Annotated in this window: 15 protein-coding genes; 9 read left to right on the top strand and 6 right to left on the bottom strand. The window is 67.7% G+C overall.

What is annotated here, in order from left to right; translation table 11 throughout:
* Window positions 1-32: 32 nt before the first annotated feature.
* On the bottom strand, window positions 33-941 hold the full coding sequence (locus tag H162_RS0122630; RefSeq protein WP_026354960.1) for a LysR family transcriptional regulator: 909 nt from the start codon (window positions 939-941) through the stop codon (window positions 33-35).
* Between the two features lie 212 nt (window positions 942-1,153).
* Here H162_RS0122630 and H162_RS0122625 point away from each other — a divergent pair, with 212 nt between their 5' ends.
* The 8 genes from H162_RS0122625 to H162_RS0122590 are packed head-to-tail and all read left to right on the top strand — an operon-like array spanning window position 1,154 to window position 9,267.
* The gene (locus H162_RS0122625; RefSeq protein WP_020655772.1) at window positions 1,154-2,122 is read left to right on the top strand and encodes a VOC family protein; all 969 of its coding nucleotides are present in this window, start codon (window positions 1,154-1,156) and stop codon (window positions 2,120-2,122) included.
* Window positions 2,119-3,486, top strand: a complete 1,368-nt coding sequence (locus tag H162_RS33480) for an alpha/beta fold hydrolase (RefSeq protein WP_020655771.1) — start codon at window positions 2,119-2,121, stop codon at window positions 3,484-3,486. Before H162_RS0122625 ends, H162_RS33480 begins: the two co-directional genes overlap by 4 nt.
* Window positions 3,483-4,316 (top strand): alpha/beta fold hydrolase, encoded by an 834-nt coding sequence (locus H162_RS0122615; RefSeq protein WP_020655770.1) that lies wholly within the window; start codon window positions 3,483-3,485, stop codon window positions 4,314-4,316. The genes H162_RS33480 and H162_RS0122615 overlap by 4 nt, the downstream gene beginning before the upstream one ends.
* Entirely contained in the window at window positions 4,313-5,104 is a 792-nt protein-coding gene (mhpD, locus tag H162_RS0122610; RefSeq protein WP_020655769.1) for a 2-keto-4-pentenoate hydratase, read from the top strand. Before H162_RS0122615 ends, mhpD begins: the two co-directional genes overlap by 4 nt.
* Before the next feature lie 21 nt (window positions 5,105-5,125).
* Window positions 5,126-6,076, top strand: a complete 951-nt coding sequence (locus H162_RS0122605; protein WP_020655768.1) for an acetaldehyde dehydrogenase (acetylating) — start codon at window positions 5,126-5,128, stop codon at window positions 6,074-6,076.
* Window positions 6,077-6,088: 12 nt separating this feature from the next.
* Entirely contained in the window at window positions 6,089-7,123 is a 1,035-nt protein-coding gene (gene dmpG, locus H162_RS0122600; protein ID WP_020655767.1) for a 4-hydroxy-2-oxovalerate aldolase, read from the top strand.
* Window positions 7,124-7,157: 34 nt separating this feature from the next.
* Window positions 7,158-8,294 (top strand): FAD-dependent monooxygenase, encoded by a 1,137-nt coding sequence (locus tag H162_RS0122595; protein ID WP_020655766.1) that lies wholly within the window; start codon window positions 7,158-7,160, stop codon window positions 8,292-8,294.
* A 28-nt stretch (window positions 8,295-8,322) separates the two neighbouring features.
* Entirely contained in the window at window positions 8,323-9,267 is a 945-nt protein-coding gene (locus H162_RS0122590) for a PDR/VanB family oxidoreductase (RefSeq protein ID WP_020655765.1), read from the top strand.
* A 2-nt stretch (window positions 9,268-9,269) separates the two neighbouring features.
* On the opposite strand, the gene H162_RS0122585 is transcribed toward H162_RS0122590, so the two are convergent.
* Complete coding sequence (locus H162_RS0122585) at window positions 9,270-11,030, bottom strand: peptidoglycan D,D-transpeptidase FtsI family protein (RefSeq protein ID WP_020655764.1); 1,761 nt, start codon at window positions 11,028-11,030, stop codon at window positions 9,270-9,272.
* Complete coding sequence (locus H162_RS0122580; RefSeq protein WP_020655763.1) at window positions 11,030-11,674, bottom strand: trimeric intracellular cation channel family protein; 645 nt, start codon at window positions 11,672-11,674, stop codon at window positions 11,030-11,032. Before H162_RS0122580 ends, H162_RS0122585 begins: the two co-directional genes overlap by 1 nt.
* 157 nt (window positions 11,675-11,831) lie before the next feature.
* Here H162_RS0122580 and H162_RS0122575 point away from each other — a divergent pair, with 157 nt between their 5' ends.
* A complete protein-coding gene (locus H162_RS0122575; protein ID WP_026354958.1) occupies window positions 11,832-12,725 on the top strand; it encodes an HTH-type transcriptional regulator ArgP in 894 nt (297 codons plus the stop codon).
* A 101-nt stretch (window positions 12,726-12,826) separates the two neighbouring features.
* Here H162_RS0122575 and H162_RS0122570 read toward each other — a convergent pair whose 3' ends face one another.
* From H162_RS0122570 to H162_RS0122560, 3 genes are all read right to left on the bottom strand, one after another.
* Entirely contained in the window at window positions 12,827-13,978 is a 1,152-nt protein-coding gene (locus tag H162_RS0122570) for a PEP-CTERM sorting domain-containing protein (protein ID WP_020655761.1), read from the bottom strand.
* 328 nt (window positions 13,979-14,306) lie between these two features.
* Window positions 14,307-15,428 carry a PEP-CTERM sorting domain-containing protein gene (locus H162_RS0122565; RefSeq protein ID WP_229452201.1) on the bottom strand — a complete coding sequence of 374 codons (1,122 nt, stop codon included), beginning with the start codon at window positions 15,426-15,428 and terminating at the stop codon, window positions 14,307-14,309.
* Window positions 15,429-15,685: 257 nt separating this feature from the next.
* Entirely contained in the window at window positions 15,686-16,024 is a 339-nt protein-coding gene (locus H162_RS0122560; RefSeq protein WP_026354957.1) for a hypothetical protein, read from the bottom strand.
* Window positions 16,025-16,161 lie beyond the last annotated feature (137 nt).

Raw genomic sequence — 16,161 nt, 5'->3', positions numbered from 1 at the left:
GGGATAGATAGCTCGCTAAGCCTGATGCACCATCATTGACCGCCAGGCAGCAGGGTCGGCACGACCTGCACGATCAGGCGCTGCACCTCGCGGGTGGCCAGGGTATGCGGCCGGCGCATGGTCTGGCTCAGGACGACGCTGCGCAGCAGCTCGGGCTTGACGATCCTCGCGCTGCCCAGGCGCGGGTCGTCGCGCAGTTCGAACAGTCCGGAAGTGATGGCATAGCCGCCGCCGGCCGCGGCGATCTCGTGCTGCAGCCGGATCGAGTCGGCTTCGACCTCGAAGCGCAGGCGCAGGCCGCGCGCCTCGGCCAGCGTATCGAGGCGGGCGCGCAGCGGGTGGGGATGGCTGGGCACCACCAGCGGCAGTCCCTGCAGGTCGCCGAGCGCGATGGTCCCTTCGCGCAGCACCGCGTCGCCACGCGGCCCGACCAGCTGCAGGGTGGTCTGCGCCAGCACGGACTCGCCGGCGTCGGACACCGGCCCCTCGCGCAGCAGCAGCGCCATGTCGACCCGGCCCTCGCGCAGCTGTTCCTCCAGCTGGGCGCTGGAACCGTCCGACAGGTGCAGCTTCACGCGCGGGAAGCGCTCGCGCACCGTCGCGAACAGCGTGCTGGCCAGCATCGGCACCGTCGAGGGCAGCATGCCCACCCTCACCTCCCCGGTCGGCATGCCGCCCGTGGTGCGGATCGCATCGGTGATGCTGTCGGCGTCGGCGATCAGCGCCTGCAGCCGCGGGAACAGCTGCTCGCCGAACTCGGTCAGCACGACCCCGCGCCCGGTACGGCGGAACAGCCGGTTCCCGCACTGGATTTCCAGCTGGTTGATATGCCGGCTCAGCATCGACTGCGGCACGTCGAGCGCATCGGCCGCCCGCGTCAGGCTGCCCTGCTCCGCCACCTTGATGAAAAACAGCCACTTCGGGTCGAGAATGGATTGCATGGCCGTCATGATAGCCGTTTCGCCGCGCCCTGGGCCGGGCAGGAATTTGAAGCTTTCTTCAAGAAACAACACCGTCAGCTATCTATCTGGCGGATATCTGCTTTCGCTGGCGGCTCCTAGCTCGGCGCCGCCCCCTCCCCTACAGTAAGCCCATCTCCAGGGAGTTCCGCACTCCCGACGAACCCGCCATTACCCACAACAGGGAGACATCCATGCACAACCGCTTCCGGATCAGCGGCGTCGACAAGGTCACGTTCGGCGTCACCGGGCCCGACGACGCCATCCGCTTCGCCACCGACTGGGGCCTGGCCCCGGTCGCCTCTTCCCGACAGGACAGCCGGCTGTTCCGCGCCCAGGACGGCTCGGAAATCGAGATCCTGCGCGCCGACGACCAGGATCCGGCGCGGCGCCCGATCGGCAACAGCAGCGGCCTGTGCGAGATCACCTGGGGCGTGACCGACCCGGCCGCGCTGGACGAGCTGGCCGAGGAACTCGGCCGCGACCGCGCCGTGAGCGTCGACGCCGAGGGCACCCTGCACAGCAGCGACGACCTCGGCATCCGCATCGCCTTCCGGCTGACCCGCCGCCACAGGCTGCCGCTGGAACCCACCCGCTACAACAGCCCGGGCCACCCGGAACGCATCGACCGCCGCGGGGCGCGCTACGACCAGGCCTGTCCGCACGAGATCAGCCATATCGCCATCGGCGTCGACGATGCGGCCGATGCCGCCGCCTTCTACCTCGAGCGGCTCGGCTTCCTGGTCTCGGACCGCTATGCGAACCGCGGCCTGTTCCTGCGCTGCGCCCCGGCCGGCAACCACCACCACCTGTTCCTGATGAACGGCCGCGCGCCGGGCACGCGCCTGAACCACCTCGCCTTCAAGGTGCGCGACGTGCACGAAGTGATCGGCGGCGGCCAGACCATCTCCGCGAAAGGCTGGGAGACCTTCGCCGGCCCCGGACGCCATGCGGTGTCCTCCGCCTGCTTCTGGTACTTCAACACGCCGCTCGGCTGCGCCTGGGAGTACGCCGCCGACGAGGACATCGTCACCGGCAGCTGGGAATCGACCGATTTCGCGGCCACCGCCCACATCTTCTCGGAATGGACCTTCGGCCTCGAGAAATCGGACGGGCGCCTGCGCGGGCCTATCTCGCAGAGCAAGGAAACGGAGACGCCATGAACGAGCAAGCCATTACCGGACCGGGCTACTGGGTCGACCTGCTCGGCGCGGAGGTCAGGACCGTCGCAGGCCGCTACCGCAGCCGCGTGCTGAGCGCGGGCAGCGGACCGGCGCTGGTCCTGCTGCACGGGACCGGCGGCCACCTGGAAAACTACGCCCGCAACATCGCGCCGCTGGCGCGCCACTTCCGCGTCATCGCCCTCGACTTCCTGTGGCACGGGCGCTCGCAGACCGAAGGCTTCGACCGCGAGATCATTCCCCTGCTGGTCGACCAGGTGATCGATGTCATGGACAGCCTGGAGATCGGCAGCGCCTTCGTCGAGGGGCAGTCGCTGGGAGGCTGGGTCGCGATGCGGCTGGCGCTGGCGCATCCACGGCGCGTGCGGGGCCTGGTGCTGGCCACCACCATGGGCTACCAGCCGGACGAGGGCGCCATCGAGGGCTATGTGGAACCCGACTGGTCGCAGAACCTTCCCAGCTCGCTCGAGGTCCTGCGCGATCCCGGCATGGACAACGTGCGCTCGCGCATGGCGCGCATCCTCGCCCATCCCGAGCGCCTGACCGACGAGGCCATCCGGGTGCGCCAGGCCCTGTACCTCGACCCGGCGCTGGCGGCGGTCCAGCAGGAATTCATCAGCGAATACCTGGCCGGCGAGACCATCCGCAAGTATCTGGTGACCGATGCCGAGGTGCGGCGCATCCGCCAGCCGGTGCTGGTGTACTGGGGCGACCGCAACCGCACCCCGCCCGCGCTGGGCCGCAGGCTGGCGCAGCAGGCGCCCGATGGCCGCTTCCACTGCGCCGAGGACACCGGCCACTGGGCCCAGTTCGAGAGCGCGGACGAACACAACGCGGTGGTGCTGCGCTTCCTGCAGGACGCCGCCGACAACGACGACAAGGAGAAGAGTGTGACAGATTCCATCAACCTGGCGGGGCGCTGGGACATCGTGTCCTGGGAACAGCTCTACGACGACGGCCGGCGCGAACTGCCGCTGGGCGAGCAGCCGTCCGGCTTCATCCGCTACCTGCCCGACGGCGACATGGTGTGCATGATCAGCCGCGCCGACCGCAAGCCCTTCGCGCAGGGCGGCCAATGGCACGCCCCGGTCGAGGACAAGGCGCGCGCCTACGACTCGATGCTGAGCTATGCGGGCCGCTACCACGTCGAGGGCGACACCATCACCCACAGCGTGGAAGCCAGCCTGTTCCCGAACTGGATCGGCGGCGTGCAGAAGCGCCGCTGGGCCCTGCAGGACGACGGCACCCTGGTGCTGCAGGCCCGGCTCGAGGACGACACGCCGCAGGCGCGCACCGCGCGCCTGGCATGGCGCCGCCACGACGGCAAGGCCACGGAGGCCGCATGAGCAATCCCGAAATCGGCAAGACCATCGCCACCGGCGCGGTGCTGACCAACTACCACGACGTCGGCCAGGGCAGGCCCGTGCTGATGCTGCACGGCTCCGGTCCCGGCGTCAGCGCCTGGGCCAACTGGCGCCTGGCGCTGCAGGCCCTGCAGGGGGACTTCCGCCTGCTGGCCCCGGACCTGGCCGGCTTCGGCTACAGCCAGGCGCCGGAAGGCACGGTCCATACGCGCCAGTCCTGGCTGGAGCAGATCGTGCGCTTCCTGGACGCCCTCGATATCGGGCGCGTCGACGTGATCGGCAATTCCTTCGGCGGCTCGATGGCGCTGGCGCTGGCGATCGCCCATCCGGAGCGGGTCGGCAAGCTGGTGCTGATGGGCAGCGTCGGCGTACCCTTCGCGCTGACGCCCGGACTGGACGCGGTGTGGGGCTACCAGCCCTCGGTCGAGAACATGGAGGCGATCATGCGCGTCTTCGCCTACGACCAGTCGCTGGTGGGCGACGCGCTGGTGCGCATGCGCCACGAGGCCAGCGCCCGGCCCGGCGTCCAGGAAGCCTATGCCTCCATGTTCCCGGCCCCGCGCCAGCGCTGGGTCGACGCGATGTCGCATCCTGAAGAGGCGATCCGCGCCCTGCCCCACCAGACCCTGCTGGTGCACGGCCGCGACGACAAGGTGATCCCCCTGTCGTCCTCGATGACCCTGCTGGACTGGATCGACAACAGCGAACTGCACGTCTTCGCCCGTTGCGGGCACTGGACCCAGATCGAGCACGGCGCGCGCTTCTGCAGCCTGGTGCGCGATTTCCTCGCATCCCGACCGGAGGCGGCATGAACCAGCCCCATGACCTCGCCGCGGCCGCCGTCGCGCTGCGCGTGAGCGCCCAGACGCGCGCACCGATCGCGCCGCTGCGCCTCAGCTACCCGGGCCTCGACCTGGACGACGCCTACGCGATCCAGCAACTGAACACCAAACACCGCCTGGCGTCGGGTGCGCGCATCGTCGGCTGCAAGGTCGGCCTTACCTCGCCCGCCGTCCAGCGCCAGCTCGGCGTCGACCAGCCGGATTTCGGCATGCTGTTCGACGACATGGCCTACGGCGAGGACTTGCCGATCCCGATGGCGCAGCTGCTGCAGCCGAAGATCGAGGCCGAGGTGGCCTTCGTGCTGGGGCGCGACCTCGACATGGAGCGCCCCAGCATCGCCGATGTGCTGCGCGCGATCGAGTACGCCGTACCGGCGCTGGAGATCGTCGGCAGCCGCATCCGCAACTGGGAGATCGGCCTGGTCGACACGGTGGCCGACAACGCTTCCTCGTCGGCCTTCGTGCTCGGCGGCCCGCCGCGCCGGCTGGATGGCCTCGAACTGCGCAACTGCGCGATGCAGATGGATTGCAACGACGAGCCGGTGTCGTCCGGCCAGGGAAGCGCCTGCCTCGGCCATCCGCTGAACGCGGTCGCCTGGCTGGCCGCCACCATGGCGCGCCGTGGCGCCCCGCTCAGGGCCGGCCACCTGGTGCTGTCCGGCGCCCTCGGCCCGATGGCCCCGGTACGCCCCGGCGCCCGCTACACCGCCCAGATCGAAGGCCTGGGCAGTGTGACGGCGGTGTTCGGCGAGGAATGACACGACAGACTGCGAGATCCCATGACCAAGAAACTCAAGGCTGCCATCATCGGCAGCGGCAATATCGGCACCGACCTGATGATCAAGATCCTGCGCCACGGCGAACATGTGGAGATGGGCGCGATGGTCGGCATCGATCCGGCCTCGGACGGCCTGGCGCGCGCGGCCCGCCTCGGCGTCGCCACCACCCACGAGGGCGCCGAAGGCCTGGCCCGGCTTCCCGTGTTCGGCGAGATCGACATCGTGTTCGACGCCACCAGCGCCGGCGCCCACCTGAGGAACGACGCCTTCCTGCGCGCCGCCCGGCCCGGCATCCGCATGATCGACCTGACCCCGGCGGCGATCGGCCCCTACTGCGTGCCGGTCGTGAACGGCGCCGCGCACCTGGACGCGCTCAACGTCAACATGGTCACCTGCGGCGGCCAGGCCACGATTCCGCTGGTGGCCGCCGTGGCGCGCGTCGCGAAAGTGCACTACGCCGAGATCGTGGCCTCGATCGCCAGCAAGAGCGCCGGTCCCGGCACCCGCGCCAACATCGACGAGTTCACCGAGACCACCTCGAAGGCCATCGAGACCGTCGGCGGCGCGGCGAAAGGCAAGGCGATCATCGTCCTCAATCCGGCCGAGCCGCCCCTGATCATGCGCGACACGGTGTACACCCTGTCGGAGTTCGTGCCGGAAGAAGCAGTCGCCGAGTCGGTGGCGCGCATGGTCGCCGACGTGCAGGCCTACGTGCCGGGCTACCGCCTCAAGCAGCGGGTCCAGTTCGACCGCATCGAGACGCCCATCAACATTCCCGGCGTGGGCCGCTCGATGACCGGCCTGAAGACCTCGATCTTCCTGGAGGTCGAAGGCGCCGCCCACTACCTGCCCGCCTATGCCGGCAACCTGGACATCATGACCAGCGCCGCCCTGCGCACGGCCGAACGCATGGCCGCGCGCCTGCTCGCCAGCGCCGCGATGGCGGCCTGAGGAACCACAGACATGGACAAGAAAATCACCATCTCGGACGTCACGCTGCGCGACGGCAGCCATGCGATCCGGCACCAGTACAGCGTCGAGCAGGCGAAACGGATCGCGCGCGCCCTCGACGAAGCGAAGGTCGACTCGATCGAGGTCGCGCACGGCGACGGCCTGCAGGGCGGCAGTTTCAACTACGGCTTCGGCGCCCATACCGACCTCGAATGGATCGAGGCGGTGGCCAGCGTGGTGAAGCACGCGAAGATCGCCACCCTGCTCCTGCCCGGCATCGGCACCGTGCACGACCTGAAGGCCGCCTACGATGCCGGCGCGCGCATCGTCCGGGTGGCGACGCATTGCACCGAAGCCGACGTCGCGCGCCAGCACATCGAGTATGCGCGCCACCTGGGCATGGAAGCGGTCGGCTTCCTGATGATGAGCCACCTGAACACGCCGCAGGGCCTGGCCCGGCAGGCCAAGCTGATGGAGAGCTACGGCGCCACCGTCTGCTACGTGGTGGATTCGGGCGGCGCCCTGGGCATGAATGACGTGCGCGAGCGCTTCCGCGCCTTCAAGGACGTGCTGAAACCGGAAACCCAGACCGGCATGCACGCCCACCACAACCTCAGCCTGGGAGTGGCGAATTCGATCGTGGCGGTGGAGGAAGGCTGCGACCGCGTCGACGCCAGCCTGGCCGGCATGGGCGCGGGCGCCGGCAACGCCCCGCTCGAGGTGTTCATCGCGGCGGCCGACCGCATGGGCTGGAAGCACGGCACTGACCTGTTCAAGCTGATGGATGCGGCCGACGACATCGTGCGTCCGCTCCAGGACCGGCCGGTCAGGGTCGATCGCGAGACCCTGGCGCTGGGCTACGCCGGCGTGTACAGCAGCTTCCTGCGCCACAGCGAGGCGGCGTCGAAGAAGTACGGGGTGCCGACCGTGGACATCCTGGTGGAGCTGGGCCGGCGCCGCATGGTGGGCGGCCAGGAAGACATGATCGTGGACGTGGCGCTCGACCTGCTGGCGGCGCGCGGGCGGCAGCCTGGCCAGGCGGCGTAGGCAGTCCGGATAGAGAACAACAGGAGACAACAGCATGAATGCAGCACTGGAAAACAAGCCGCTGAAGGTACTGGTCGTGGGCGGCGGCATCGGCGGCATGTCCGCGGCGATCACGATGCGCGGAATCGGCGCCAGCGTGGAACTGGTCGACATCGACCCGTCCTGGGGCGTGTCGGGAGCCGGCATCACGATCACCGGCCCCACCCTGCGCGCCTTCAAGCAGCTCGGCGTGCTCGACGAGATCATGGCGAACGCCTATACCGGCAACGGCATCCGGGTCTGCGACGTCGAGGGCCGGACCTTGCAGGAACTGGATACGCCCATGCCCCCGGAAGCGGGCGTGCCCGGCAGCGGCGGCTTCACCCGGCCGGGCCTGCACAGGATCCTGGCCAAGCGGGTGCGCGAGGCCGGCGTCGAGGTGCGCCTGAGCGTGACGGTCGACGGCTTCCACGAGCGGCGCGACGGCGTCGACGTGGCCTTCAGCGATGGCCGCACCGGCCACTACGACCTGGTGGTCGGCGCCGATGGGGTCTGGTCGCGCGTGCGCGAACTGATCTTCCCGGCCGCCCCCACGCCGGAGTACACGGGCCAGAACTCGTGGCGCGTCACCCTCGAGCGCTCGCCCGAGATCGACCGCCGCCACTATTACCTCGGGGGACCGCTGAAGGTCGGCTTCACGCCGGTGTCGGACCAGCAGATGTACCTGTTCGTGCTCGAGAAGTCGCCCAAGGTCTGGCGCCAGAAGACCGGCCTGCATGAACCGCTGGCGGCGCTGCTGAAGGACTACGGCGGCATGGTCGGCAAGGTGCGCGACGGACTGAACGAAGCATCGGAGATCGTGTTCCGCCCGCTGGAAGGCTTCTTCCTGCCGCCCCCCTGGCACTGCGGCCACGTGCTCCTGATCGGCGACGCGGCCCACCCGACCACCCCGCAGCTGGCGTCGGGAGCCGGCATGGCGGTCGAGGACGCGCTGGTGCTGGCCGAGGAAGTGGCGCGCGCCGCCAGCGTTCCCGAAGCGCTGCTGGCCTTCATGGCGCGGCGCGAGGAGCGCTGCCGCCTGATCGTGGAGAGTTCGATCGAGATCGGACGCCTGGAACAGGCGCGCGCGCCGGTGGCCGAGCAGACCGCCGTGGTCCAGCGCGCGCTGCAGATCCTGGCCGCACCGATCTGAGACCGGCGACAAGCTTAGCGAGGGAAACATGCAACTGATCATCCGTTCAAAGACCACCGAGGCCGAAGACATCGTGTCCCTGGAACTCGCCGCGCCCGACGGCTCGGCCCTGCCGGCCTTCACGGCGGGCGCGCACATCGACCTCAGCCTGGGCAAGGGGCTGGTACGCAGCTATTCGCTGGTGAACGACCCGGCGGAGCGCCACCGCTACGTGGTCGCGGTCAACCGCGATCCCGCCAGCCGCGGCGGCTCGCGCCATGTCCACGAGGCGCTGCGGGCCGGCCAGGCGCTCGAGGTGTCGGCGCCGCGCAACCACTTCCCGCTGGTCGAGGACGCGCCGCACGTGGTGCTGATCGCCGGCGGCATCGGCATCACGCCGCTGCTGTGCATGATCCGGCGCCTGAACGCGCTGGGCCGCGCGTGGACCCTGCACTACAGCGCGCGCACCCGCGCCAAGGCCGCCTACCTCGGCGTGCTGCGCGAACTGGCCGAGCCCTGCGGGCGCCTGGACTTCCATGTCGTGGACGAGTGCGGCGGCCGCCTGCCGGATCTCGCTGCGCTGGTCGGCGCCAGTCCGGCGGGAGCGCACCTGTACTGCTGCGGCCCTGTCCCGATGCTGCATGCCTTCGAGGAAGCGGCTTCGCTTCGTCCTCCGGGAACGGTGCATGTGGAGTATTTCAGCGCCCAGCAGGACGCCGCGCTGGCGGGCGGCTTCGAGGTCGTGCTGGCGCGCTCGGGCCGCTCGCTGCGCATCCAGCCGGGCGCCAGCATCCTGGACGCGCTGCTCGCGGACGGCCTCGACGTGGGTCACGCCTGCAAGGAAGGCGTGTGCGGCGCCTGCCAGACCAGGGTGCTGGAAGGCACGCCGGACCATCGCGATTCCTACCTGTCCCCGCGCGAGAAGAGCGCCGGCGATGCGATCATGCTGTGCTGCTCGGGATGCACCTCGGAGAAGCTGGTGCTCGACCTGTAGTGCTAGCCCTCCAGCTGGCCGTCGAGCGGAGCGATGATGTCGGTTACCGGGGAGTCGGGCGCGACGTTCAGCGTCCGCAGCACATCCTGGGTGACCGCGGCGAACACCGGCGCCGCGACCTTCCCGCCGAAGTATCCGCCGACGGTCGGCTCGTCCACCATCACGGCGACGATGATGCGCGGACTGGACGCCGGCGCGAAGCCGACGAAGCCGGAGACGTAGGTATTGGTGTAGCGGCCGTTGACCGGCTTGTGCGCGGTGCTGGTCTTGCCCGCCACGCGATAGCCCGGCACCTGGGCGCGTGGGGCGGTTCCCTGGGGACCGGCGGCCATTTCCATCATGGCGCGGACTGCGCGCGCCGTGCTGCTGGAAATCACGCGCCTGGCGGGCGCGGGCTCCCCGGTCTTCAGCAGGGACACCGGAATCATGTCGCCGTCGCGCGCGAAGATCAGGTAGGACTGCGCCATCTGGATCAACGAGGTCGACATGCCGTGGCCGTAGCCGATGGTGGCCTGCTCGATCGGTTTCCAGGAGCCGTGGGGGCGCAGCCGTCCGGCAGCCGTGCCCGGGAAGCCGAGTACCGGCGCCTGCCCGAAGCCGACGCCCGTCAACAGGGTCCACATCTGCTCCGGCTTCATCCGCAGGGCCAGCTTCGCAACGCCCACATTCGAGGATTTTTCCAGCACCTGCGCTACCGTCAGCGTACCGTGCGGCCTGGCGTCGCCGATGGTGGCGCGCCCGATGGCGAGCCGGCCCGGCGCGGTCTCGACCAGGGTCGCGGGCGTCACCAGCCGGCTCTCCAGCGCCAGCGCGATCGTGAACGGCTTGATCACCGATCCCGGCTCGTAGGTATCCGTCAGCACGCGGTTGCGCAGCTGGGCGCCGGTGAGGCGGCGGCGGTCGTTCGGATCGTAGTCGGGCAGGTTGGCCAGCGCCAGCACCTCGCCGGTCCGCACATCGAGCACCACGATGCCGCCCGCCTTGGCCTGGTGCCGGTCGATCGCCGCCTTGAGGTGCGCATGGGCGATGTGCTGGATGTTGCGGTCGATCGCCAGCGCCAGGTCCTGGCCGTCGCGCGCCAGCCTGGTGGCGCCCAGGTCTTCCACGATGCGGCCGAGCCGGTCCCGGATCACCCGCCGGCTGCCGCTCCTGCCTGCCAGGCTGTCTTGCCAGGCCAGTTCCATGCCCTCCTGCCCGGCATCCTCGACATTGGTAAAGCCGACGATGTGGGCCATGACCTCGCCGTAGGGGTAGTAGCGCTTGCTTTCCTTCCTGGTATGGATGCCGCCGATGCCCAGCGCGACGATCCGGTCGACCTGGTCCAGCCCGACCTGGCGCTTCAGGTACACGAAACCGCGGTCGGAGGCCAGCTTCCGGTCCAGCTCGTGCACGCTCAGCGCGAGCAGGCGGGCCAGCTCGCGCAGCTTCTCCGGCGGCGCCCTGGTCACCTCGTCCGGGATCGCCCATACCGCCTTCACCGGCAGCGAGGCGGCCAGCACCTTGCCGTTGCGGTCGGTGATGCGGCCGCGGGTCGCCGGCAGCTCCAGCGTGCGCGCATAGCGCGAGGCACCCTGCTTTTGCAGGAACTCATCCGAAATCGCCTGCAGCCAGAGCGCGCGGCCGGCCAGTGCGGCGAACATGGCGAACAGCGCGAGCATGAGCAGCCGCGAGCGCCAGGCGGGCAGCGCCGGCGCGAGGACCGGACTCGTGCTGAACTGCACGCCCTTGCCGGTCGCAGTGCGGGAACCTGGACGCCTGGCCATCAGCTCCGCCGGCCTGGAAGCTCGTCGAAGGCGGGGGTATCGGCCTCGAGCACCGGAAGCGCGAGCGCAAGGCGGATCGCGACCAGGCGCAGGGAAAATCCCACGCCGAGGGCAACGATGGTGGCGAGGTTCTGGCCGAGCTCCAGGTGGAGCAGCCCCATGTACAGCGCGCCGGTGACCAGCGCCACCGTGGCGTACAGGTCGCGCCGCAGCACCAGCGGAACCTGGTTGCACAGGACGTCGCGCAGCAGGCCGCCCGCGATGCCGGTGATCATGCCCATCAGGATGACGACCGCGACGTGGGCGCCGGTCGTGGCGGCGATGTCGCAGCCGATGACCGAGAACGCCACCAGGCCCAGGGCGTCCAGCAGCAGGAAAGCCGATTTCAGGCGATGCACCAGGCGCGCCAGCAGGGCCGCGGCAATCGCCGCACCGGTCGTGAACAGCAGGTACTCCGGATGCGCGACCCAGCCCAGCGGATAATGCCCGAGCAGCATGTCGCGGATCGAGCCGCCGCCCAGGGCGGTCACCGTTCCCAGGACCGCGATCCCGAACAGGTCCATCCTGCGGCGCATGCCCATCAGGGCGCCGGATGCGGCTTCGGCGGAGATGGCGATCAGGTAGATGATATAAAGCAGGGTCATGACAAGGTCGGAAGATGTGATCAACGCTTGCGTGCCCTCTGCCGCGAGGAAGCGGTGGTGTGGCACGCAAGAAACGTCCGATCTTGACCGCTTGGAGGACGTTCATGAATAAACTGAAGCATTTCTCCGCTACAGTTAAACTTTTTTATGGTACGAGATGGACCTTGACCCAAAGCAAACAGATGCTTTCCAGGCAGTCGTGGAGCTGGGCAGCTTCGACCGCGCCGCCGCCAGGCTGAGCGTGACGCCATCGGCGGTATCGCAGCGCGTGCGGGCACTGGAAACGGCGCTCGGCGCCGCGCTGGTCTTGCGCACCCGCCCCTGCCGTCCGACCCAGATGGGACAGCGGCTGTTGCAATACCTGCGCCGGGCCTTGCTGCTGAAGACCGACCTGCAGGCCGACCTGCTGAACCTGGAGACCGGCCCGACCACGGTGGCGCTGGCCCTGAATTCCGACAGCCTGGGTACCTGGTTCTTCCCGGCCCTGGCAAGCCTGCTGGTGAAAGACCAGTTCATCCTGGACCTGATCGTCGAGGACCAGGACCACACGTATGAGCTGCTGAAGACGGGCATGGCGGCCGGTTGCGTCAGCACGGTGGCGCAGCCGATGCGCGGTTGTACCGCCGAAGTCCTGGGAACCATGCGCTACCGGCTGATGGCCAGCACCTCGTTTCGCCAGCGCTGGCTGGCCGGCGGGCTCACGCGCGAGGCCGCGCGCCAGGCGCCGGTCGTGGCGTATACGCGCAAGGACACCTTGCAGTCGAGCTTCCTGCTGGACTACCTGGGATTGCCGGAAGGCGCCTATCCCTGCCACTACGTGCCCGGAATCGAAGCCCATTTCGCCGCCGTCCGCTACGGCGTGGGCTACGCGATGATTCCGGAATGGCTGCTGCCGTCCGCCGCCGGCGGCGACGATCCCCTGGTCGACCTGGCGCCCAGGCACCCGACCGATGTGGCCCTCTACTGGCATACCTGGAAGGTGCAGTCGCCGCGCATGGAAGGGATGTCGCGGCATATCGTCGAGGCCGCGCGGCGGATATTGCGGCCGTAGTGCGCGGGCCTGTCGTTCACATCGAAAAAAGGGTGACATGCCTGCATGTCACCCTTTTCCCTGCCACCGCGGCCGGCAAGGGCCCGTGAAGGCCCCGGCGCTTACGCCTGGCGACGCTTGCGGCTGATGCCGAAGGCTGCGGCGCCCAGGCCCAGCAGCAGCAGCGAGGCCGGCTCCGGCACTTCAGCCGGACGCTCGAGCACATTGCCGCTGAGGTTCAGGATCAGCTTGTAGCCCGATCCCAGCGTGCCCTCAGCGAAGGCGACGCCAGGCGCCACGTCGGCCAGCGTCAGCTCGTACGATGCGTTGAAGCTGCCCAGCATGCTCGCCAGGAAGGAGGCGCTGAAGTCCTTGCTCGCGCCGGCGGCCAGGTTGCTGAAGGTCGACAGGTCGGTCGAGAACAGGTTGTTGCTGTCGCCGGTCTCGGCGATGTTCGTCAGCTTCATTCCGACGCGCTCGCCTCCCGCGCCCGCTGCCAGGTTGAAGATCGAGAAGGCCTGGCTGGCGACCGTATCGCCCAGGAAGATCGAGCCGAAGTCCAGGTTCAGGACATTGGTCGACGACGCGCCGTCGAAGGACTGGGCGGCGTGCTGCAGGTAGGTATAGCTGGCGTTCAGGATGCCATTCCAGAGCACGGTCGAGGTCGTGGTTGCCGTGCCGGCGAACTGGTTCTTCGTCGTGGTGGCCGCGGCCGCCGCGAGGAGATTCACGCCGAAGGTGCCGCTGCCGACGAAGGACGACAGGGAGTTCGCGATGATCGTCTGGTTGAAGGCGGCCGCATCCGTTGCCGCGACACCATCCGAGCAGGCATTCTTCTTGGTGCCGTTGCAGACATCGGCCGCCGTCCGCGTCGCACTGTAGGCGCCCGTTTGATTGCTCGGCGTCACCTGCATGCGGACATTGCTGCTGCCAGTACCGTTGGCAGCCGCGTTGCCGTTGCTGTTGCCGCTGGCGACAGTCGTGACCTCGGTCTTCTGCGTATGGGTGGACTGCAGGTTGACCTTGACACCGGTCAGCACGCCGGTACTCGCGTTGAACTGACTGAGCTGGGCGGTGCCGAGGGTCCCCGTTCCCGACACGCCGCTGTTCGAACTATTCGTGTTCCCGATCAGCGTGTCGGGGAGCCAGCCGCCGACATCGAAAGCGGCATTGCTGGTGGTCAGCGTTTGCGGGGCTGCGTGGACCAGCGCCGGCATGGCGAACAGTGCGCCGACAGCAGCCAGGATGACGGGATTCATGGATTTCTTGGACATGGCAGACTCTTTCATCAGTTTTGGAAAATCTCGTCAATACACGAGTTGGGTATTATTGTTTGCATAATAGTTATGCAAGGACCATGCCACATTTCCTAACTGATTGATCTTTTGGGAAATATCAATAATGCAAAAGTAATCTCCTGCCATACTGTAAAATTTCTCGACAATAAGTGTACTTTCCTGAGAGCAGCAATGTGACATCCCCTGCTGCGCCGGCTTATCCATCTGATGGGAACGGCACCACAGTAAAAAAGGGTTGCATGCAAGCATGCAACCCTTTCTTTACTACAGCCCCGGCAGGCCAGGCCTGCGAAGGTCCCTGCGCTTACGCCTGGCGGCGCTTGCGGCTGATGCCGAAGGCCGCGGCGCCCAGGCCCAGCAGCAGCAGCGAAGCCGGTTCCGGCACTTCAGCCGGACGCTCGAGCACATTGCCGCTGAGGTTCAGGATCAGCTTGTAGCCCGAGCCCAAGGTATTCGCAGCATAGGAACCGTTCGGCGCCACGTCGGCCAGGGTCAGCTCGTAGGAGGCGTTGAAACTGCCGAGCATGCTCGCCAGGAAGGAGGCGCTGAAGTCCTTGCTCCCGCCGGCGGCCAGGTTGCTGAAGCCCGCCAGGTTGGTCGAGAACAGGTTGTTGCTGTCGCCGGTTTCGGCAATGTTCGTCAGCTTCATTCCGACGCGCTCGCCTCCCGCGCCCGCTGCCAGGTTGAAGATCGAGAAGGCCTGGCTATCGACCGTATCGCCCAGGAAGATCGAGCCAAAGTCCAGGTTCAGGACATTGGTCGACGACGAACCGTCGAAGGACTGGGCGGCGTGCTGCAGGTAGGTATAGCTGGCGTTCAGGAAGCCATTCCAGAGCACGGTCGAGTTCGTGGTTGCCGTGCCGTTGAACTGGTTTTGCGTCGTGGTGGCCGAGGTCGCCGCGAGGAGATTCACGCCGAAGGTGCCGTTGCCTACGAAGGACGACAGGGAGTTCGCGATGATCGTGTGGTTGTAGGCGCCCGTATTCGTTCCCGCGGCAGTCATGCCATCCGAGCAGGCACTTTTCTTCGGGCCGCTGCAGGAATCGGTCGCTGTCCGTGCCGCGCTGTAGGCCAGTTGACTGGTCGGCGCGAGGTGGACCTTGACATGGCTGCTGCCGGTCCCGCTGGCGACCGCGCCACCGTTACCGTTCCCGCCGGCGACAGTCTTGACCTCGGTCTTCTGCGTATGGGTGGACTGCAGGTTGACCTTGACACCGGTCAGCACGCCGGTGCTCGCGTTGAACTGACTGATCTGGGCAGTACTCAGCAGGTCCAGTGCCGTCTGACCGCCCGCACTACTCGTATCGGAGAGCTGGTCGTTGACATTGAATGCGACGTTGCTGGTGGTCAGCGTTTGCGGTGCTGCGTGGACCAGCGCCGGCATGGCGAACAGTGCGCCGACAGCGGCCAGGATGAGGGGATTCATGGATTTCTTGGACATGGCGGCCACTTTCATTAATTTCGGAGAATCTCGTCAAGACACGAGTGTTTTGGTTTTGATGAGAATAATGCAAGGACTGTGCCATGTTTGCTAACTCATTGATCTTTTGGAAAACATCAGTAAACACAAAGCAATTTTATGTGCGTAGTGTAAAATTTCTCGACATTAAGATTATTTTCCAAATTGCAACATCGTGACAGCGTGCCGATGCCGGTGCGCCAAGCTCATCGGGCAAGCGGGAATCACGTCGAGCCGCTCGTCGACAGTGTCGCGTGCCACTGTGCGTAGGGCGTGCTGGCGACCATCCGCCGGTTGAAATCCGGAGCGCCATCGCTCCACCACACGGGTCCGCGCTCTCCCAGGGCGCGCTTGGTCGCATCGACCGCAGCGCGCGCGCTGCGTTCGGCATCGGCATCGCCAGCCTTGACGGCGGCGCCGACCTGCCGTCGCGCCTGCATGAGCTGGTCGACCAGCTTCTGCCGCTCTTCCGGCGCAAGCGCGGGATTACTCATGCGCCAGAGACGGCCCGCGACAACGAAGTAGCGTCCGTCCGGCGTGCGTGGATAGCTTCGGGATGGCATGGCCTTACTATACCCAAGGCTCTGTTCGCGTTGGCTGTGGATTCGGCCAACTGCTTACTGCTGAGTTCGCCGCAGGGCGGCGCGCAGCAGGAGCGCCGGCGTCGACAGGACACCGGCGTCGAGCACCCGTTGCCAGC

This window comes from Massilia niastensis DSM 21313, assembly GCF_000382345.1.
Lineage (GTDB): Bacteria > Pseudomonadota > Gammaproteobacteria > Burkholderiales > Burkholderiaceae_D > Telluria > Telluria niastensis.
This window is presented reverse-complemented; position numbering and strand designations above follow the sequence as displayed.